Raw genomic sequence first — 19,330 nt, 5'->3', positions numbered from 1 at the left:
ACGACGATAACTTTTACTTCACGGTGTGCCAAAATAAGAATAGCCCTGCCATTTAAATAACCTCGGCAGGACATTATGAAAAAGACAATTATTAAAGCAACATGTATTAGCGCATTATTATTAAGTACCCAGGGATGGTGCGGAAATACCTCCGTCGATCTTCGCTTTGGTCATAATACGCGCTCAGACGTAAATGATTCACGTATTAAAGTGATGCATCAGGCTGATAACGGTTTTTACTTTTCCGTCGAAGCGGCGCAAAACCATAACGATACGTTCTTTGGTGATACCGACCGATATAATCCGGACGAAAAAGGGTTAACGGAGGCAGCACAGGAAATCGAAACGCGCTGGCGTTTTGATCTGGGAAATGGGTTCGCCATCGCGCCAGGGATGGTGACCGTCTTTACCGCCAGCAATACGCATTACCGCCCCTTCATCCAGGGCTGGAAAGCATTCGATAACGGCCTGAACCTGTCTGCCCGCTACCGCTATAACACCGTTAACGACGCGCACAGCGACAAACGCCTGGACGGCAGCGGCTACACCCGCCGCGAGTCACACCAGTTCGACCTGTGGTTCGCGTACAACATCGGGAAATTCGGCATGTCCTATAACCCGCGCTTCCGCTGGCAGGATAATGTCGATCAGGGAACCGGGGATGATACCTACTGGGAGCACACCGTAGCGTTCAACTACAAGCTCGACGACGGCTGGACGCCTTACGTCGAACTGGTGTCGCTGGATAAAACCTACCTCACTCAGGATGGCAATCATGAAAATGATTACGCCATTCGTCTGGGTATCGTGAAACAGCTCTGACGGCCTGCCTACTCCGTATCGTGCTGCAGAAGCCTGCAGCCGATACGATCGACGGCGCTTAACAGGTCCAGCTGTCCCTCTCGCTGGTATAACGAGACGGCATTTATATCAATCGACAACGGCCAGCACAGCGTAGAAAGCCCGGCCAGCGTCGAACCCTGACGGGTAATCGCAATAATCTTTAGCCCCTTACGCAGCGCGTTACGCGCCATTTCTATCAGCGACTGCGTCTCCCCGGATTTACTGATCAACACCAGCGTGCCCTTCGATACCCGGGTCAACTGGTGCATATCATTCAGAATCAGGTGCGGCAGGCTCGCCAGTGACAAAAAACGCGACAGGTAGTTGAGGCTGGTGAGAGATGCCCCGCGTGCATATAAATAGATATGGCTGGAATGGGTCAGTAACCGGGACACGTCCACCACGATATCGTCTGCCTGCGGCCCCATCGCAGGCTCGGCAGGGACAGACGTAAAATGGTCGCGTAAAAACCGATAGCGAAGCTCGGTATAACTCTTATAGCCCATTTTCTTACAGACACGATTAACCGAGGTGGTTGTCGTAAACGTATCACGCGCAATCTCTTTTGCCGATATATCAGAAATATTGCGCGCGTGGTGCTGGATGTATTCAAATATCAACCGTTCACTTCCCTGAAATGAATTCATTTATTACGTCCTGTTAAAACCTAACAGGATATTAGCAGAATAGCGAAATAGTCTCTGGAAGGCGCTTCACATATTGCAACATAGCGTATGACGATACGTAATTAGTATTAGCAAACCTTAAACACTGTTTTAAGTTCTCTTTATACTTTCGCTATTTTCACACCCAGGGAATTATTACAATGATGAATCAAAAAATTATCGCTGTAACGGCTTGTCCTACAGGGATCGCGCACACGTTTATGGCGGCAAGTAAAATTATTGCATGGGCAAAAGAGCATAATATTGAGGTCAAGGTCGAAACGCAGGGCAGCGACGGCGTAAAAAACAGATTAACGAAACAGGATATTGCCTCCGCCACGGCCATTATTCTTGCAACCGACGTTCCCATTCAGGACGCAGAACGTTTTGAACACGTTCCTCACCTTCAGACCCGCACGCAGGAGCTGATTAAAAATACCGACCGCTACCTGCGTCAGGCGCTGGCCATGCAGAAAAACGTCACCACTGTGGCGGATGAAGACGCCATTCAGCGTTCGGCTTACCAGATTTTTATCGGCCATATCATGGCGGCCATCAGCTATATGTTACCGGTCGTGGTGATGGGCGGCCTGATGATGGCGACGGCCAAAATTACCGGGCAGTTTATTAACATTGAGCATTCGCCGTTCAGCGTGCTGGATAAAATGGGCTTTATGACCATCAAGTTCATGTACCCGGTCTTTGCGATGTATCTGGCCTTTTCCATTGCCGGTAAACCGGCGCTGATCCCCGGACTGATCGGCGGCATCATGTCAGATGAGGTCTACAAACGCTTTTTTGATATTGAAGGCTTTATGCCCTCCGGCTTTTTCGGCGCAATTGGCATCGGCTTTTTTGTCGGCTATCTGGTGCGCTGGCTGAATGATGCCATTCACGTCCGACAGCAGCTTACCACCCTTAAAACCATGCTGGTCGTTCCGCTGATCACCGGTATTACGCTGGTGATGGTAATGGAATATCTGATCAACCCGATTTTTGGTTCGCTTAACCAGCTGATGGTGGTCTTTTTTACCTCGGCGGGTGATACCGGACGCGGTTTCTATTCGGCCATGATCGCCGCGGGTACCGCATTCGATCTCGGCGGCCCGGTCAACAAGGCGGCAGGATCGGTCGCGCTCGGCCTGAACGGCATGAGCGAGACTTTTGATTTAACCGCCCGCGAGCTCTCCATCGTGATTCCTTCTATTGGGGTAGGCCTCGCCGCGTTCCTCAATGGGCGTTTTGGCCTGCCGGACGTGTTCAGCCGTGAAGAGAAAACCGTTGGCAGCACTTCGTTATTGCTGGGCTTTATCGGTATTTCAGAAGGCGCTATCCCGTTCATCCTGAAAAACCCACGCCTGATCCCCGTGTTTATGACAGGAGCCGTCGCAGGTGCGCTGGTGGCGATTGCCCTCGGCGTGAAGCAGACGTTGCCCCTTCCGGCTATCTGGGGCTGGCCGCTGGCGACCAATGTGGTCGGGTACCTGGCAAGCGTCTTTATTGGCGCACTGATTTGCGCCCTGGGCGTGCTTTATCTCAGCCCAAAGAACGCCAGATAAGGAGAGCGCAATGAGCCAGATCCACGTCATAGCCCATACCCACTGGGATCAGGAGTGGTATTTCACCCGCCAGGACAGCATGGTGCTGGCGTCATACAACTTTGCGGAGGTCATCGAGACGCTGGAGCAGGATCCGGCCTGGCAGTGCTATCACCTTGACGGGCAGATGGCGGTGGTGGATGACTTTCTCGCCATCAATCCCGATTACCGGCCCCGGCTGGAAAAACTGGTCAGGGAGAAAAGCGTGTTTGTCGGGCCGTGGTTCACCCAGACAGATACCTACAACGTTCACGGCGAATCGATTATCCGCAATCTCAAATACGGCATCTTCGCCGCTCGGGCGCTGGGGCATGCCATGCAGGTCGGTTATCTGCCGGATACCTTTGGGCATAACGCGCAGATGCCCACGATTTTGCAGGGCTGCAATATCGATAACATCGTTTTCTGGCGCGGTATCGACCACGACACTCAGGCCAAAAACAGCCAGTTTCTCTGGCGCGCGCCGTCAGGTGCAACCATCATCGCCTGTGCAATGGCGCTGGGGTATGGTGCGGCCAAGAACATGCGCGCGGAGGCCAGCCATCTGCACGACAAGATCTACCCGATGGTGGATCTGCTGCGTTCACGGTCGCAGATTGACGACCTGCTCCTGCCCTGCGGCGGCGATCAGGTCAGCATCGACCCGGCGCTGCCGCATATCCTGCAGGTTGCCAGCGCGCACTCTCCCACGCAGGACCGTTACGTCCTCAGCTCGCTGGAGCAGTACGTCGCACTGCTGCGCACAAAACGGGAACAGCTGGCGTTATGGGAAGGTGAGCTGAAATCGCCGCGCTACACCCGCATTCACAAAACGATCGGGTCTGTGCGTTACGATATCAAAAAGAAAAATGCCGATATTGAGCAGTTTATCCTGCGACAGCTGGAGCCCACCATCGCCATGGCGCGTCATCAGGGCATTCCGGTCATGCTCCCGATTGTGGACACCCTCTGGAAGAAGCTTCTGCGAAGCCATGCCCACGACTCCATGGGCGGCTGCAACAGCGATGCCACTAACCGCGACATTCTTCATCGACTCGAGCAGACAGAGCAGCTTTGTCACAGCCTGTGGAATCTGGTGGTGAAGTCACTGGCCGCCGCATGCTGTCAGGAGGGTGACCTGCTCATTTTCAACCCGCTGGCCACCCCGACCCGCTGCGTGATCCACACCACCCTGTACAGTCGGGCCGACAATATCACCCTGACGTATCAGGGCCAGCCGCTGCCCTTCAACGTTCTGGAACGCGAGACGTTACCCGGAGGAACGGCCATCTCCCTCACCTGTGAGGGTGAACGCGAAACACACCTTCCGCCTTATTTCCGCTGGCATGTTGTTCTGCAGACGCCTCTCCTGCCGCCGGTGGGCTATATCACCGTCAACGTAAAAGACACGCCGGCTCCGTTTGCCAGGACCTGCGCCGCGAAAGGAGAGGCGATAGAGAATACGGTTTATCGACTGACGCTGGAGGCCGGTACGCTGGTGCTTGAAGACAAGCGCAACGCCAGGCGCATCACGTCGTTATTCAGTCTTGAAGACTGCGCGGATGCCGGAGACAGCTATGATTTCTCGCCGCTCGCGGGCGATGAACCGACGCGCTGCGCGCATTTCACGCTGATCGACTGCAGCAAAACCCCTCTTTGCCAAACGATGGTGCTTGAGGCGGTCATGTCGCTGCCGCCGGATCTCGCTGGACGCCGGGAAAATACCCGCACCCCATTAACAATGCGCATAGTGTGCGAGTTACGTCACGACGATCCGAACCTGCATGTTGATAGCTCGCTGGTAAACAGCCACTGCGATCACCGGCTGCGTTTACTGATCAACAGCGATATTTGCACCCGTCACTCCCTCGCCTCGCAGCCGTTCTCGATAATCGAACGCGAAACGGGGTACGACGAGACTCACTGGCAGGAGCGCTATCGCGAGAAGCCCGTGGATATTGAAACCAGCGAGGGCATCATCGCTATCGCGCAAGCGGGCAAAGCGCTGGTCGTGAATAGCCGCGGCATGAAAGAGTTTCAGGTTATTGGACGCGATCCGGCAGTCATTGCCCTGACCTTATTCAAATCAACCGGCGTACTGGGGCGCAGCGATCTTGACTGGCGACCTGGCCGGGCGTCTGGCATTAACAATACGGTGGTCGACACGCCCGATGCGCAGCTGCTCAAACCGCTGCACTTTTCCTTCACCGTGGCGCTGGCCGATAACGCAGACCATCTGACGCTGCGCCAGCTGGAGAATCAGGCGACGGGTCACCCCTTCACCTATCAACGGCAAACGCTCCATACCCTCGATAACCGGCTTGAGCGTTTTTCGCTGCGCCTGCCCGAACGCACGCTGCCGGCAGAATTTTCGTTATTCGCCTTACCGGAACCGCTCGTTCTTTCTGCCCTGCCCCATGCGCAACGATCGCCTGGCACGATCGCCCGCGTGTTCAACGCCGGGACGCAGCCTGTCCCTGTTCCGGCTGGCCTGGCAGAGCGTCCCCAGCTCAATTATCTGGAAGAACACGTGCCATCGGTGACGACGATCCCCCCTTCTGCGACCTGTGATTTTTTGATTGAGGCTTAACATGAACTTGCTTGAACTCACGCACCCCGAACTGGTGTTTATTAACCCACCCTGCCGCACGCCTGAAGCGCTGATCCGCTGGCTCTCCGAACCGCTTGTCGGGCGAAACGTCATCACCGATAAAGATGCCTTTATCCAGAGCGTCTTACACCGCGAAAGTGAAGGTCCCACCGCGCTGGGCGAAGCGCTGGCCGTTCCGCACGGTAAATCAGACGCGGTGCAGCAGGCGGCGTTTTGTCTGGCGCTTTTTGATGAGCCGGTTATCTGGCCGGGGCTGGAAGGCGATGAAGCGGTCAGGATGGTTTTTCTGCTCGCCATCCCGCACGCCGAGGCCGGCAGTACGCATATGCAGCTGCTGACGACGCTGACCAGTTCGCTGGCGGAAGAGCGCGTGCGTAACGCGCTTCTGGCGGCGCGCACCGGCGAAGAAGCGCTGTCCGCGTTGCGCAGAGAAACGCCACAAAACGCGGACGCCGAACCCGGGCGCTCACTTGTTATCCCGCTGATACTGGGGAGTATTGCGGCGGCAGCCTTTCTCCAGGCCGGACTGAACTGGGCATGCGGGGTGAGTTAACCGACTGGCGCTCGGCACATGCTGCTGAGCGCTTGTTTTTGTTGAATAATTAATCAGAATTTTCCCTCTCGTCTTTACAAACGCTGGAGTGCCCGTCGTTTGTACTCTCGTCTTTTTACTTTGTTCTGAATCAAATAAATCGCAAACATGTTTGATGCAAATCACTATATGTAGCACTTAAAATGCACGCCGACCCAACATATTGTATTTATCGTCTACTATTCCAACAACAAGACGGCGACTCAGCTCTCCGGAATTGTGGATAACACGCGTTGGGAACGTGGGAAGTCTCTGGCCTGGCTGACAATACGCCCGGTGAACACTTCTCCACCTCTGTGGATAACCTGTTTTTAAAAATGGAGTGATCATGACACCGCATGTGATGAAACGTGATGGCTGTAAAGTGCCGTTTAAATCAGAGCGCATCCAGGAAGCCATTCTGCGTGCAGCTAAAGCAGCGGGTGTCGATGACGCAGATTACTGCGCCACCGTCGCAGAAGTCGTTAGCAGCCAGATGAACGAACGCAGCCAGGTCGATATCAATGAGATCCAGACCGCGGTTGAAAACCAGCTGATGGCGGGCCCCTACAAGCAGTTAGCCCGCGCCTATATCGAATACCGCCACGATCGGGACGTTCAGCGTGAGAAACGCGGTCGTCTTAATCAGGAGATTCGTGGCCTGGTGGAGCAGACCAACTCCGCCCTGCTGAATGAAAATGCCAACAAAGACAGCAAAGTGATCCCCACCCAGCGCGACCTGCTGGCCGGTATTGTTGCCAAACACTATGCCCGTCAGCACCTGCTGCCGCGCGACGTGGTCTCGGCGCATGAGCGCGGTGAGATCCACTATCACGATCTCGATTACTCGCCCTTCTTCCCGATGTTCAACTGCATGCTCATCGACCTGAAAGGCATGCTGACCCACGGTTTTAAAATGGGTAATGCCGAGATTGAGCCGCCAAAATCCATCTCCACGGCCACTGCGGTCACGGCGCAGATTATCGCTCAGGTCGCCAGCCATATTTACGGCGGCACCACCATTAACCGCATTGATGAAGTACTGGCACCGTTCGTCACGGCAAGCTTCAATAAACACCGTCAAACCGCTGAAGAGTGGCAAATCCCGGACGCCGAGGGCTACGCGCACTCCCGTACCGAAAAAGAGTGCTACGACGCGTTCCAGTCGCTGGAATACGAGGTGAACACCCTGCATACCGCCAACGGTCAGACGCCGTTTGTGACCTTCGGTTTTGGTCTGGGTACCAGTTGGGAATCACGCCTGATTCAGCAATCTATCCTGCGCAACCGTATCTCCGGGCTTGGTAAAAACCGTAAGACAGCGGTGTTCCCGAAACTGGTGTTCGCTATCCGCGACGGCCTGAACCACAAGTTTGGCGATCCTAACTACGACATCAAACAGCTGGCGCTGGAGTGTGCGAGCAAGCGCATGTACCCGGACATCCTGAACTACGACCAGGTGGTCAAAGTGACCGGCTCGTTTAAAACGCCGATGGGCTGCCGCAGCTTCCTCGGCGTGTATGAAGACGAAAACGGCGAACAGGTTCACGACGGCCGTAATAACCTCGGTGTGATCAGCCTCAACCTGCCGCGTATCGCCCTCGAAGCCAAAGGCGACGAAGCGGCCTTCTGGGCGCTGCTGGACGAACGTCTGCAGCTCGCACGAAAGGCCCTCATGACCCGTATCGCGCGTCTGGAAGGGGTGAAAGCCCGCGTTGCGCCCATCCTGTATATGGAAGGGGCCTGCGGCGTGCGCCTGAAGGCGGACGATGACGTGTCGGAGATCTTCAAAAATGGTCGCGCGTCGATTTCTCTGGGCTACATCGGTATTCACGAAACGATCAACGCGCTGTTCGGCAACCAGCACATGTATGACAGCGACGCCCTGCGTGAAAAAGGTGTCGCCATTGTTCAGCGCCTGCGCGATGCGGTTGACCAGTGGAAAGACGAAACCGGCTACGGCTTCAGCCTGTACAGCACCCCGAGTGAAAACCTGTGTGACCGTTTCTGCCGCCTGGATACCGCTGAATTTGGCATTGTCGAAGGGGTAACCGACAAAGGGTACTACACCAACAGCTTCCACCTCGACGTGGAGAAGAAGGTGAACCCTTACGACAAGATCGACTTTGAAGCCGCGTATCCGCCCGTCGCGAACGGTGGCTTCATCTGCTACGGCGAGTATCCGAACATTCAGCACAACCTGAAGGCGCTGGAAGATGTCTGGGATTACAGCTATCAGCACGTACCGTATTACGGGACCAACACCCCGATTGACGAGTGCTACGAGTGTGGCTTTACCGGTGAGTTTGAGTGCACCAGCAAAGGCTTCACCTGCCCGAAATGCGGTAACCACGATGCGGCTCGCGTCTCGGTGACCCGCCGCGTATGTGGCTATCTCGGGAGTCCCGATGCGCGTCCGTTTAACGCCGGTAAGCAGGAAGAGGTTAAGCGACGCGTGAAACATTTGGGGAATGGGCAGATCGGTTAAGGCGTCGGGGGTTTCCCCTCACCTTACCCCTCTCCCTCCGGGAGAGGGAACCGAACGCGCACCTACGTTTTCCCCCTCTCCCTGTGGGAGAGGGCTGGGGTGAGGGCACCCGCGCACACACACTCTGGACATCTTCTTATGCGATATCATCAATACTATCCCGTCGACATCGTCAACGGCCCCGGCACCCGCTGCACTCTGTTTGTCTCAGGCTGCGTCCATGAATGCCCCGGCTGTTACAACAAAAGCACCTGGCGCCTGAATTCAGGCCTGCCGTTCACCGCGGAAATGGAAGAGCGGATCATCCACGATCTCAACGACACGCGCATTCATCGCCAGGGGATTTCACTCTCCGGTGGCGACCCGCTTCACCCACAAAACGTGCCGGACATTCTGAAGCTGATAAAACGCATTCGCCGCGAATGTGCAGGCAAGGATATCTGGGTCTGGACGGGTTATAAGCTCGAAGAACTGAATGCTGAGCAGAGGGAAGTGGTGGATTTGATTAACGTACTGGTTGACGGCAAGTTTGAGCAGGATTTAAAAGACCCTGCGCTGATCTGGCGCGGCAGCAGCAACCAGGTTGTGCATCATTTGCGGTGATCGCTAAAGCCGTTTGTTTACGTCATGATAAACGGCTGATTTCTCTCTCTAACCGATAGCAATAACACATACCGTCACAACGTTGTCCTGAACCTGATAGACCAAACGATAACCCTGGGATCTGAGTTTTATCTTGTCGCAATCAGGCAGGCCATGCAGGCGAGCCGATTCAACCCTGGGGTTCACCAACACGTTCGCAAGCTTCTTCTTAAACTGATTTTTTACGGTATCACCCAGCCTGGTCCACTCCTTGAACGCCCTCGGATCAAATACGAGTTCATAAGTCATCCAGCCTAACCTTAATTCCTTTTTGCGGATTAGCCAACCGCTCCCGGACTGTCTGTATGAGTTCATCTTCACTGTCGCTAACAGTGACCGTTTTCACCGGCATACGCCCCGTCTCCGCAACGTACTGAAACAGTAACCGAACGGCTTCCGTTGGCGTGATATTGAGTTTTTCAAGCACGGCATAAGCCTCGTTTTTGAGTTTGTCATCCAGACGGACGTTCAGCGTGGCCATTATGCCTCCAGTGAAATCGAATGTGTAATGCATTTTAGCATTACATTTGCATTACATCGAATTCTGGATAACGTCTCTCAAAACCGGCTCACACTCTCCATCGCCACCGCTTTAAACCCGGCGAAATCATTGCAACTGCACAGCCGTGACATGGCGCGCTCACGCAGGAAAGTCACGAAAATATCGTAAATCGCCATCGCCTCTTCGTACTCGCGCTTGCTGATGGCGAGCAGGAAAATCACGTGGGCGGTTTCATCCCCCCAGGCAATACCCTGCGGTGACAGCACGGTGTAAACCACCGTTTTTTGTGCCAGTAGCCCGAGGGAGTGCGGCAGCGCAATGCCGTCGCCCAGCATGGTGCTGACGATGGCCTCTCGCTCAACGACCGAATCCAGAAACTCCGCGCCAACAAACCCCTCTTCTTCGAGCTGCTCGCACAGCTCCCGGAACAGCGTTTGCTGGTCAATCGGCCTGTCGATAATACGAAAATGGGCGGCATCGAAGTATTTATCCAGCATCCACGGGCGGGTTCGGTCCACCAGCACCAGCTTACCTATCTGCTCAAGCTGGTAGTCCGTCGGGAACGGGGCGATCATCACCACCGGTTTAGACTTTTCGCTCACGCGGGCGGTCGAGATAACAAAGTCTTCGCCGATCGGTTCCGCCAGCTCATACTCGCGCAGCGTGAGCGTGCGGGTCACCTCAATTTGCGGATATTTGCGCTGCAGCACCGCTTCAATCATCCGGACCATCGCATTCCCGGCATCGCAAACTAACAGCACCCTCGGCTGGCGCTGGTAGCCGATGTTGTAGTGGCGCTCCAGCCCGACGCCGATATGCAGCACCAGGAAACCGATCTCGTTTTCGCTGATCACATACGGCGTGTATTTCCCCCAGCTCGACACTGCCGCGAGGGTCATATCCCACGCCATCGGGTAGTGCTGCTTGATGTTATCCAGAAGCGGATTCGGGATCATGATTTGATAGCGCACGCGGGTGATCATGGTTTTGATGTGGGTGAGCAGATCCGCATGCAGTTGCTCGTCGCTGAGCAGGTTGTAGTTATAGTGGGTATTGATGTAGCGCAGGATGTAATTGACCAGCGCTTCGTCGTCATCGGCATTGATGGCACTGGGGGCAATCTCCTGGATCTGACGTGCCGCGATGTGAACGCAGAGCCAGCTCTCTTCTGAAGGCGAAAGCGCTTTATCCGCCAGCTGTTGAATGGTCACAGCGATGTCTTTCGCCGCCTCACGGACATTCTCGGCCACATCTTCTGCGTGAAATTCCGGCAGCGGATAGCCCTCGCTGATGCGACGCACCGACACCGCACAGTACAGGCGCAGGAACAGCTCGCCCTCGTCAGTCAGACGAATGTGATGTCGCGTCAGCGCATCGTGCAGCACGGGAACCATCTGCTCAGCCACCCCCGCATTGAGCGCAACGTCGGTCACCAGCGGGTTCAGGCTATCCTGCTGTGCCAGCTCCCAGAGCAGATCGGTGAGACAGGCGCGGGTCGCCATCTCGCTGCCAAACAGCTTCATGCCGTGGCGCGGTCGGGTTTCCAGCGTCAGGTTGTAACGGTGGAACCACTCGCGCACTTCCACCATGTCACTTTGCAGCGTCGCACGGCTGACAAACCACTCATCCGCCAGATCCTCCAGCTTGAGCGAAAACGCGGAGGTAAGAAAACGGACCACCAGATAGTGCACGCGCTCCGGCCCGGTGCGGGGAATGCGCAGCGCGCGCGGGTGGGAGGACTGAAGCTGCTGATAGCGTTCTGCATCGTCAATTTTGAGCTGATAGCCATTGCCGCGGCTGAGAATAAACTGCGCGCCGTGGCTCGCCAGCAGCGCGTTCAGGGCAGTGATATCAGCGCGGACGGTTCGCGTGGAGACCGACAGCCGCTGCGCCAGTTCGTCCTGCGGCAGCGTCTCGTTTTGCAACAGATCGAAAAGTTGCGCTAAACGTTGGTTCGGAAATCGCACGGGGTTGTCCTCTTACGGCTTAGGGTGAAATGACCATCTGGGATGGGCTGCCGACCGGGGTATAGTCCGGCTCGGCGCTGAGTTTGCCGTCCTGCGCCACGCGAAAACGGGTAATGTTGTCGCTGCGCTGATTCATGACGTACAGCCAGCGCCCCTGTTTGTCGAGCGTCAGGGTGCGCGGGTAATCACCACGCGTCCACACATCATCCTGATGCGTCAGCGTGCCATCCGCTGTTACGGTAAAGTGCCCGATGCTGTTATGCAAACGGTTAGCCACATACAGCTGTTTGCCATCGGCACTGAGCGCCAGCCCGGCGGCAAAACTGGTGCCTTTATAGCCGTGTGGCAGGGCGGAGAGGGTTTTCCCCTCCTGCAGCCTGCCTCGCGCATCCAGCGTATAGTGCGTGAGCGTGGATGCCTCTTCGTTAATCAGCCATAACGCATCGCCTTTCGGCGTAAAGACGAAATGCCGCGGACCGGCCCCTTTCGAGGAGGCACTGATAAACGGCGGATCGTTCGGGGTCAGCTTGCCTGTTTGATCGTCAAAACGGTACTGGTAGATACGATCCAGGCCCAGATCGGTAGAAAAAACGTATTTCCCGCGCGGATCGGCGGCGATCATGTGCGCATGGGGGCCATTGTGATCGCTAATGGCAAAACTGCCTTCCACCGCCGCCGCCGGTTTCGCCACGCCCGGCTCTCCCCGATCCTGATGCGTGTCCGTGGCCTCCCCCAGACTGCCGCCTGCATTAACGGGCAGAACAGCAATCGAGCCGCTGACGTAGTTCGCCACCAGCAGGTGGTGACCCTTTGGCGTCAGGGAGAGATAGACCGGCCCCGCCCCGCCGGACGCCACCTGATTAAGCTCGCTCAGTTCACCGTTATCGCCCACGCGCAGCGCCTGCACCACGCCCTGCTCCACTTCGCTCGCCAGATAGAGCGTCTTACCATCCTGCGAGACGGTGAGCTGCGCGGCGTTTGGCAGCGTGCTGACCAGCGTTTTATTCGACAGCGCACCAGTGTGAGGATCGACCGTAAAGCGGTACAGCCCCTCGCCGTTCGGGTTGTACGTCCCGACCCAGGCGTACTGCGTCTGGGCGATGGCGGTGGTAGCGAGTAACGAGAGTGAAGCGACGAGCAGATTGCGGGTGTGCATGGTGGCTCCTTTGGTTTTGTGCGGTTTGTGCCCCTCACCCTAACCCTCTCCCCAAAGGGGAGAGGGGACGATTACACCCTCTCCCCTTTGGGGAGAGGGCCGGGGTGAGGGGTAAAGACTACTTAGCCAGCTTCTTCGTCATCTCCAGCAGCGTACGCACATCTTCCGGACGCGTGTCGCCGCTGGCTTTGTCGATAATCGAGCTGTAGATATGCGGAATGATTTTACTCACGCCCGCATCAAGGGCGATCTGCAGGATCGCTTCATAGTTCTCCAGATCGATCCCACCGGTCGGCTCCAGCCAGAAATCGTGACGGGCGCAGGCTTCCGCCACTGCCTGGTATTCGTCCCGACACGCCAGGCCTCCCATCGGGAAGTATTTGATGGAGCTGCCGCCAAAATCTTTCAGCAGGGCAATCGCGGTTTCAACCGGCACAATGCCGTCCGGGGCCGCGCTGCTCAGCGGACCGGTGGAGATTTTCACCTTGCCAACGGTGCCGGTCGGAGAGACCAGGCCGTTGACCACGGATTCACTCTGCCCCAGCAGCGCACGGCTGGTTGCCACGCCGGTGAACACCTGGTTAACGTGCTGCGGCTGCACCTGACGGGCGATCTCACTGACCATCGCGGACTGGTTCGGATCGCCCGCGCCGAGGCCCACAGAGAGCGCATTATCGATAAGCTGAGCGTAGTCGCGCATATCGGCAACCGCACTGGCGACATCCGGGTAATTTTTGGAGAGCACGCCCACCAGCACGTGGCCTTCCGCCGCCTCGTAAATGGCGCTGGCGTTGGCTTTCGATCCTGCCAGCACGTTCAGGCAGACGCGGTCACGGTAAAAGTTGGGGGTCAGTTTCATGCCTTTTTCTCCTGTCCTAACACTTCACTCATGCGGCGATAAACAATGTTCAGCTGATCGGCATTCACGCTGCGCACGTCCGCTTCGATAATCCCTTCGTTGGCCTTGTAGCCACGGAAGTAAATGGCGTACTCGCCCTGCTTCAGCGCGGTCACCAGGTCGCCGGTGCCAACACCGGTGGTAGCTTCATCAAACTTAATCTCGGTACGGGCGATATCGCGACCGGCACTGTCCCAGACCACGCGTGCCGTCACGCCGTTAAGGGTATTAAGCGCGTCAATAAATGGCGTCATCTTCGCCACCATCTCTTCGCCGCTCTCTTTGGTCGCCGTCAGGTAGTGTTCGATGGCACAGGTGAGGCCGAGGATCCCCTCTTTACCCACTTTCATTGCGCGGCCAATCCCCGCCGTCTGGCGTTTCACCCACTCAACATACTGCGTTTTGCCGATCACCAGCCCGCTGGTTGGCCCTTCAATCGCTTTCGCACCGCTGTAGATAACCAGATCGGCACCGGAGCGGTAGTAAACGTGAAGATCTTCTTCCGCGGCCGCATCCACGATCAGCGGCAGATCGTGCTTACGCGCCACCACCGCCGCCTGCTCTACGCTGAGCATGCTTTTCTGCACGCAGTGGTGAGACTTGATGTAAAGAATGGCCGCGGTACGCGGCGTGATGGCCGCCGCCAGCTGATCGGCGGAGCATTCGTTCGCGTAGCCCGCTTCCACCAGCTTGCCGCCGCCCAGCGCCACCATGGTGCCTACCGGTGCGCCAAAGTTAACGTTATGGCCTTTCGGCAGCACGATTTCGTTGTTCTCAATCGGGGTGACGTGCAGGTTCTCCAGCAGCCAGTCGCTGTCTTTGACCAGCACCGCCGCCACGGACTGGGCGATGCCCGCTGACGCGCAGGAGACCACCGTCGCCCCTTCCACATCCAGCAGCTTCGCGATGTATTCGCCGGTTTTGTTGACCAGATCCTTCATCTCGAAATAGTGATTCATGCCATCCATCGCCGCCTGCACCACGTCCGGGCGCGGCGTGGAGACACCCAGCGCCGTCATACGGCCTGAGGTGTTGATGACTTGCTTTAAGTGATACTTCTCATAAATCGAAGGCATGTTCCGTGCTCCCTTGTTCGGTCATGTAGCCCTTGCCTGCGCGGATGGCGGCAAGCGGCACCAGAATGTGTTCAGCCTGCAGGCTGTCATTTTCAGCATCCACCAGCAGCGTTGGCTGGCGTTTTATCGTGAACAGCGTCAGGTCGGCATCAAGGCCTGGCTGAATACGGCCTTTGTGCGTCAGACGCAGCCCGTCGGCGGCGTTCGCGGTGACGCACTCAATCACCTGCGGCAGCGACATGCCGATGGCGAGAAACTTCGACATCACGCTTGCCAGCGACCCTACCGGGCCGTTAATGCGGTTGCGGCAGTAAATATCCGAGCTGATGGTGTGTGGCAGAATGCCCATCGCAATGGCGCGTCTCGCCACCTCAAAGCTAAAGCTCGCCGTACCGTGTCCGACGTCCAGGCGCACACCGCGTTTCAGGGCGGAGGTGATGGACGCACGCAGTTCACCGGATGGCGTCAGAATGCGGTTCGGCTTGCCGTTGTAGCAGTGGGTGATGATGTCGCCTGAGCTGAGCAGGTCGGCAATTTCATCGAGGTTAGGCGGGTTGTTGCCGATGTGCACCATCAGCGGCAGGTCGCCGTTCTCTTTCTGGATGGCTTTCGCGCGCTCAAGCGGCGTTATGCCGTTTTCGCCAACCACGCTGCTGCTCATGCGCGCTTTCAGGCCAACGATAAAATCCGGGTAGCGCGTAACGGCCTGCTTCACGGCCTTCGCATCAATGTTGGCCATATTGGCCAGTTCGTTCTGGGCAATCAGCCCCACGCGGGAGATGTTCAGTAAGGCATAAACGTCGGTTGAGGCTTTACGGGTGATTTCATAAAAATCGTCCACGTCATCCGCGCCGGTACTGCCGGCATCCACCACCGAGGTCACGCCGGTGGCGATGCCCACGCTGTCCGGTTCGTCGTGATAAATAGGGGAGTTCGGGTAGCAGTGAACGTGGGAGTCAATCCAGCCTGCGCTGACGAACACTTCACCGTTCAACTCAACCGTTTTACGGGCGGGCGCGGTAATGTCGCCCACCGCCGCGATTTTTCCGTCCTGAATGGCGATATCAGTCAGGGTATCGTCGGTGAGGCGCGCACGGCGCAGGAGTAAATCAAACATGAGGATCTCCTGATAAGGCGGGCGCCGGGGCGCCCGCGGGCATTAAAGGGCGACCGGGAACAGCCAGCCCAGAATCATTGCACCGAGAATGGCGCCACCGGTAATCGGCTTCTGCCAGATATAGAACAGCAGCGCACCCACCAGAGAGCCGACGCCAATAGGAATGGAGGCGGTCATGGCGCTGAGGATAATCAACGGCCCGAGGAAACGACCGGAGGCGTTACCGGCACCCATCATCACGTCCGCCCCGTAGGTGGAGTTGCTCTGATTGATGGTGAACTTACGCGCCAGGATGATGACGTAGCCAATTGCCAGGCCAATCACCAGGCCGGTGATCAGCGCGGCGATAAAGTTGGTCACCGGGAACATGATGCCCGCGCCCAGCAGCAGCGCCGGAACCCCGAGGCCCACCCCGGTCTGGATCGCCCCGCCGATATCAAGGATACCGACCAGCGACCCTTCGATAATACGGGCGAACAAGAAGCTCGCACCGAACGCCGCCACCGCGCCGTAAACGCCGGTATCCATCCCCGCTTTCAGCATCGCCACGAAGGCCACTTCGTTGAACGCGCCGATGCCGTAGAGGTAGTACATATGCGTCCCGGCGAAAACACCGGAAGAGAGCAGGCCAACGAAGATCGGGAACGACCAGTCGGCATACCAAAACCCTTTATTCTGTTCCATGTCGAGGCTCCTGTTATTTACCGCTGAGCGCGTTGTGGATCATGTCGAGCCAGTTCGGCACGGTCAGATGGAAGGATTCGATCATCTTCATGTCGAAGCCGCGGAAGAAACCGCTCAGCACGAACAGCGCCACGATGGCCGCCATCATCACTTTGGTGACGTGGTTCCATCCGCTCTCTTCAACGCCCTTACCGATCAGGATACCCAGCACCAGACCCGGTACGGCGTTACCCATGATCAGCTGCGCCGCGCCGCCAAAAATGGTGGCCCAGAAGCCCGATTTTTTACCCGCATCGATGGCGGCCAGCCAGAAGATCACCGGCATCACGGTGTTGACCAGCAGGTTTGCCGCAGGCACCAGCACCTTCACGGCGGTTACCTGAAGCGCAGCCGGAACAGAAGAGGCGGTGAGGTTAAGGAAGGTGACGACAATCATGCCGATTACGCCGCAGGCAATCGCCATTTTGCGCGGATCGTGCAGCGTTTCGCCGACGTTACGGTTTTTAATCATCAGTGCTGCAGCACCCCAGTTCGGGATGATGCGGTGGTCAACGTCCTGTGTGAATGCCCCTGCGGCCACGGAAGAGGCCCAGGCGTTAAAGAAGAAGCCTAACCCAAAGGAGAAGTGAGAAGCCGGATCCCCTTCACAGGAGTTCAGTTCCCCCAACGTACGAAACGCGCCCATACCCTGAGTGGTAGGCGCATGAAACATGCGTGCAGCCCCGGCCCCCACACCGACGCCAACCAGGCCGCCAATGATGAGCGATTTTATTAATATAATTAAGAACATCAGTCTGCCCTTTTATGAATAATCAGCGTTGCGTGACGAAATCCACCTGGTCGAGATTGATGGCAGTCACGTTGACGGTCACATCCAGCTCCACGCTGTAGGTGCGTCTTTCCCGGCGCAGAAAGAAGAACAGAAAAGCTTCTTTACGCACCGCTTCTTGCGCCTGAACGACCTGCACATCCTGTGGCTCAATACGCAGTAAGATATGCGGTGAGGCTTTCATCACCGCGGCCTGAACGTGGTTGAGCGCATCAGCAAAGGCGCGCGCTTTAGCGTCGCCTTTGCCCTTCACTCTCAACGTGGTTGTGAACTGTTCTTTCATGCTTATGCGCCGTGTTTCTTCTGCCACGCCTGAACCAGACGCTCGCCCAGCTCTTCTTTATCCATAAAGCCAAAGCCCAGCACATTGCAGCCTTCATTGATGGCGGTGACACCTTCATCCACTGAACGCATGCCGTATTTGGCTTTGTAGCCATATTTGGTTTGTGCGGTGATGGCACCCGCGCCGCCGCTGCCGCAGAAGGAGATGCCGAAGGTGGCATTTTCCGCTTTCATCACGTCACCGAGCTTCATGTCTGCCGCCACACCCGGCACGACAACCGCGCGTCCACCGGCTTTTTCAACGCCTGCCGCCACTTTCTGACCTTTACCCAGGCGATCGCCAATCACGACTGTAATCTGTTCCATGTGTTGCTCCTTAAAGGTTGTCTTTCGCGACTTCGAAGTGAACGGAAAGCAGCCAGGCCTCTTCATCAGGAAGGTTGCCAAACTGCGCGACCACTTCACGGGCAAGCCGCATTGAATCGGGAGAAATTTCGTCGAACAGCTCGGCTTCAACCTCCGGCAGCGGCTCGCCGGTCACGGACCGGTGCGCCATCGCGCGAACGTGGGAGGTGAGCATCTGTTCCTGTACTGCGTTGGGGATGATGTTGTGCCGGGCCAGCAGGGCATACACCTGCGCCAGCATGGTGTTAGCGAGCTGCTCTGTTTGCACCGCCTGATCTCCAACGTCGTTCATTACCGCTCCGTTAATCACTCGTCTTACCCCGTTAATGGCTCTGGAATAAAACTAACGTTGGGGGGGAATTGTTTGTAGCGAGTTGTTTTCCACTTCGAAGTGGAAAGGCGAGCACCGGCAGTGATCTGTGCCACATAAATATGCTGAATATAGATAAATCACTGTATTTACGTGATGAATATCACGCTATCTGACGGCAATTAAGGGGGCGTGGGAGCGAAAAAGATTATGGGCAGGCGTGCAAATATGTGAGGTGGATAAGGTTTTCTTATGCCCGGAGAGCAAACATGCGGGGGCGATTAACCGCCCCCGCACGGGGAAAGCGCGTACCGAGAATTAACGATACTTTTTGTGATAGGTATTACGCGTGGTCACAAACTGGTCGGCTGCCGCCTGGGCTTCCTTCACTTTGCCTTCGTTGGCAAGCTTCAGTGCACCGTCAATCTGACCGACCAGCACGTCAAAGCCGTGGCGGTAGTCTTTCATCTCAGCGCTGTCTGCCGCTTTGTTTTCCAGCTTTGGCGGCGTGGATTTCTGCGCGTCCAGTGCCGCTTCACGCATTTTGGTCAATGCGCCTTTCATTTCCGCCGCATTGTCCGTTTTCTGCACCACCTTCAGGTTTTCACTGAGGATGCCCATGTCGTCTTCAAGATCGGCAGCAAACGCAGAAGAACCAAGAACCAGCGTTGACGCTGCGACGATCGCTAACAGGTGTTTACGCATTG

The 19,330-nt window shown here is 56.5% G+C and carries 20 protein-coding genes; 6 read left to right on the top strand and 14 right to left on the bottom strand.

Annotation, left to right across the window (positions count from 1 at the left end; genetic code table 11):
- Positions 1 to 75: 75 nt before the first annotated feature.
- Positions 76 to 822 (top strand): oligogalacturonate-specific porin KdgM family protein, encoded by a 747-nt coding sequence (locus tag AAIR21_RS16115; RefSeq protein WP_025205757.1) that lies wholly within the window; start codon positions 76 to 78, stop codon positions 820 to 822.
- A gap of 8 nt (positions 823 to 830) precedes the next feature.
- Here AAIR21_RS16115 and AAIR21_RS16110 read toward each other — a convergent pair whose 3' ends face one another.
- Complete coding sequence (locus tag AAIR21_RS16110) at positions 831 to 1,490, bottom strand: MurR/RpiR family transcriptional regulator (RefSeq protein ID WP_047366509.1); 660 nt, start codon at positions 1,488 to 1,490, stop codon at positions 831 to 833.
- Positions 1,491 to 1,669: 179 nt separating this feature from the next.
- Here AAIR21_RS16110 and AAIR21_RS16105 point away from each other — a divergent pair, with 179 nt between their 5' ends.
- The 5 genes from AAIR21_RS16105 to nrdG all read left to right on the top strand — a co-directional run bounded on the left by AAIR21_RS16105 (position 1,670) and on the right by nrdG (position 9,358).
- Positions 1,670 to 3,067: a PTS fructose transporter subunit IIC gene (locus AAIR21_RS16105; RefSeq protein WP_071993116.1), complete on the top strand. Its 1,398-nt coding sequence runs from the start codon at positions 1,670 to 1,672 to the stop codon at positions 3,065 to 3,067.
- A gap of 10 nt (positions 3,068 to 3,077) precedes the next feature.
- A complete protein-coding gene (locus AAIR21_RS16100; protein WP_138613171.1) occupies positions 3,078 to 5,675 on the top strand; it encodes a glycoside hydrolase family 38 C-terminal domain-containing protein in 2,598 nt (865 codons plus the stop codon).
- 1 nt (position 5,676) lies between these two features.
- Positions 5,677 to 6,249 carry a PTS sugar transporter subunit IIA gene (locus tag AAIR21_RS16095; protein ID WP_032679517.1) on the top strand — a complete coding sequence of 191 codons (573 nt, stop codon included), beginning with the start codon at positions 5,677 to 5,679 and terminating at the stop codon, positions 6,247 to 6,249.
- 367 nt (positions 6,250 to 6,616) lie between these two features.
- Positions 6,617 to 8,755, top strand: coding sequence for an anaerobic ribonucleoside-triphosphate reductase (nrdD, locus tag AAIR21_RS16090; RefSeq protein WP_020885401.1), 2,139 nt, complete (start codon positions 6,617 to 6,619; stop codon positions 8,753 to 8,755).
- 138 nt (positions 8,756 to 8,893) lie between these two features.
- Positions 8,894 to 9,358 carry an anaerobic ribonucleoside-triphosphate reductase-activating protein gene (gene nrdG / locus AAIR21_RS16085; protein ID WP_020885402.1) on the top strand — a complete coding sequence of 155 codons (465 nt, stop codon included), beginning with the start codon at positions 8,894 to 8,896 and terminating at the stop codon, positions 9,356 to 9,358.
- A 48-nt stretch (positions 9,359 to 9,406) separates the two neighbouring features.
- On the opposite strand, the gene AAIR21_RS16080 is transcribed toward nrdG, so the two are convergent.
- The 13 genes from AAIR21_RS16080 to cybC all read right to left on the bottom strand — a co-directional run bounded on the left by AAIR21_RS16080 (position 9,407) and on the right by cybC (position 19,328).
- Positions 9,407 to 9,646, bottom strand: a complete 240-nt coding sequence (locus tag AAIR21_RS16080; RefSeq protein WP_020885403.1) for a type II toxin-antitoxin system RelE family toxin — start codon at positions 9,644 to 9,646, stop codon at positions 9,407 to 9,409.
- A complete protein-coding gene (locus tag AAIR21_RS16075; RefSeq protein WP_020885404.1) occupies positions 9,636 to 9,878 on the bottom strand; it encodes a type II toxin-antitoxin system RelB/DinJ family antitoxin in 243 nt (80 codons plus the stop codon). The genes AAIR21_RS16080 and AAIR21_RS16075 overlap by 11 nt, the downstream gene beginning before the upstream one ends.
- A gap of 77 nt (positions 9,879 to 9,955) precedes the next feature.
- Entirely contained in the window at positions 9,956 to 11,866 is a 1,911-nt protein-coding gene (locus AAIR21_RS16070; protein ID WP_020885405.1) for a BglG family transcription antiterminator, read from the bottom strand.
- Positions 11,867 to 11,885: 19 nt separating this feature from the next.
- Positions 11,886 to 13,022 (bottom strand): lactonase family protein, encoded by a 1,137-nt coding sequence (locus AAIR21_RS16065; RefSeq protein ID WP_020885406.1) that lies wholly within the window; start codon positions 13,020 to 13,022, stop codon positions 11,886 to 11,888.
- Positions 13,023 to 13,140: 118 nt separating this feature from the next.
- On the bottom strand, positions 13,141 to 13,881 hold the full coding sequence (gene dagF / locus AAIR21_RS16060) for a 2-dehydro-3-deoxy-phosphogluconate aldolase (RefSeq protein ID WP_020882900.1): 741 nt from the start codon (positions 13,879 to 13,881) through the stop codon (positions 13,141 to 13,143).
- Positions 13,878 to 14,996 carry a DgaE family pyridoxal phosphate-dependent ammonia lyase gene (locus AAIR21_RS16055; protein ID WP_014168381.1) on the bottom strand — a complete coding sequence of 373 codons (1,119 nt, stop codon included), beginning with the start codon at positions 14,994 to 14,996 and terminating at the stop codon, positions 13,878 to 13,880. The genes dagF and AAIR21_RS16055 overlap by 4 nt, the downstream gene beginning before the upstream one ends.
- Positions 14,980 to 16,113: an amidohydrolase/deacetylase family metallohydrolase gene (locus tag AAIR21_RS16050; protein ID WP_020882901.1), complete on the bottom strand. Its 1,134-nt coding sequence runs from the start codon at positions 16,111 to 16,113 to the stop codon at positions 14,980 to 14,982. The genes AAIR21_RS16055 and AAIR21_RS16050 overlap by 17 nt, the downstream gene beginning before the upstream one ends.
- Before the next feature lie 42 nt (positions 16,114 to 16,155).
- Positions 16,156 to 16,797 carry a DUF4310 family protein gene (locus AAIR21_RS16045; protein ID WP_014882285.1) on the bottom strand — a complete coding sequence of 214 codons (642 nt, stop codon included), beginning with the start codon at positions 16,795 to 16,797 and terminating at the stop codon, positions 16,156 to 16,158.
- Positions 16,798 to 16,810: 13 nt separating this feature from the next.
- Positions 16,811 to 17,587 (bottom strand): DUF4311 domain-containing protein, encoded by a 777-nt coding sequence (locus tag AAIR21_RS16040; RefSeq protein WP_014168378.1) that lies wholly within the window; start codon positions 17,585 to 17,587, stop codon positions 16,811 to 16,813.
- A 22-nt stretch (positions 17,588 to 17,609) separates the two neighbouring features.
- Positions 17,610 to 17,909: a DUF4312 family protein gene (locus AAIR21_RS16035; protein WP_020882902.1), complete on the bottom strand. Its 300-nt coding sequence runs from the start codon at positions 17,907 to 17,909 to the stop codon at positions 17,610 to 17,612.
- Positions 17,910 to 17,911: 2 nt separating this feature from the next.
- Complete coding sequence (locus tag AAIR21_RS16030) at positions 17,912 to 18,274, bottom strand: SFCGS family glycine-rich protein (RefSeq protein WP_003830384.1); 363 nt, start codon at positions 18,272 to 18,274, stop codon at positions 17,912 to 17,914.
- Positions 18,275 to 18,284: 10 nt separating this feature from the next.
- On the bottom strand, positions 18,285 to 18,623 hold the full coding sequence (locus AAIR21_RS16025; RefSeq protein ID WP_014168376.1) for a glycine dehydrogenase: 339 nt from the start codon (positions 18,621 to 18,623) through the stop codon (positions 18,285 to 18,287).
- A 318-nt stretch (positions 18,624 to 18,941) separates the two neighbouring features.
- On the bottom strand, positions 18,942 to 19,328 hold the full coding sequence (gene cybC, locus AAIR21_RS16020) for a cytochrome b562 (protein WP_014168375.1): 387 nt from the start codon (positions 19,326 to 19,328) through the stop codon (positions 18,942 to 18,944).
- Positions 19,329 to 19,330: the final 2 nt, after the last annotated feature.

Origin of the sequence: Enterobacter sp. PTB, assembly GCF_051130085.1 — a bacterium.
In the GTDB taxonomy this organism is placed as follows: Bacteria; Pseudomonadota; Gammaproteobacteria; order Enterobacterales; family Enterobacteriaceae; genus Enterobacter; species Enterobacter ludwigii.
The sequence above is the reverse complement of the archived record's forward strand: the minus strand, read 5'-3'. Positions and strand labels throughout refer to the sequence as shown.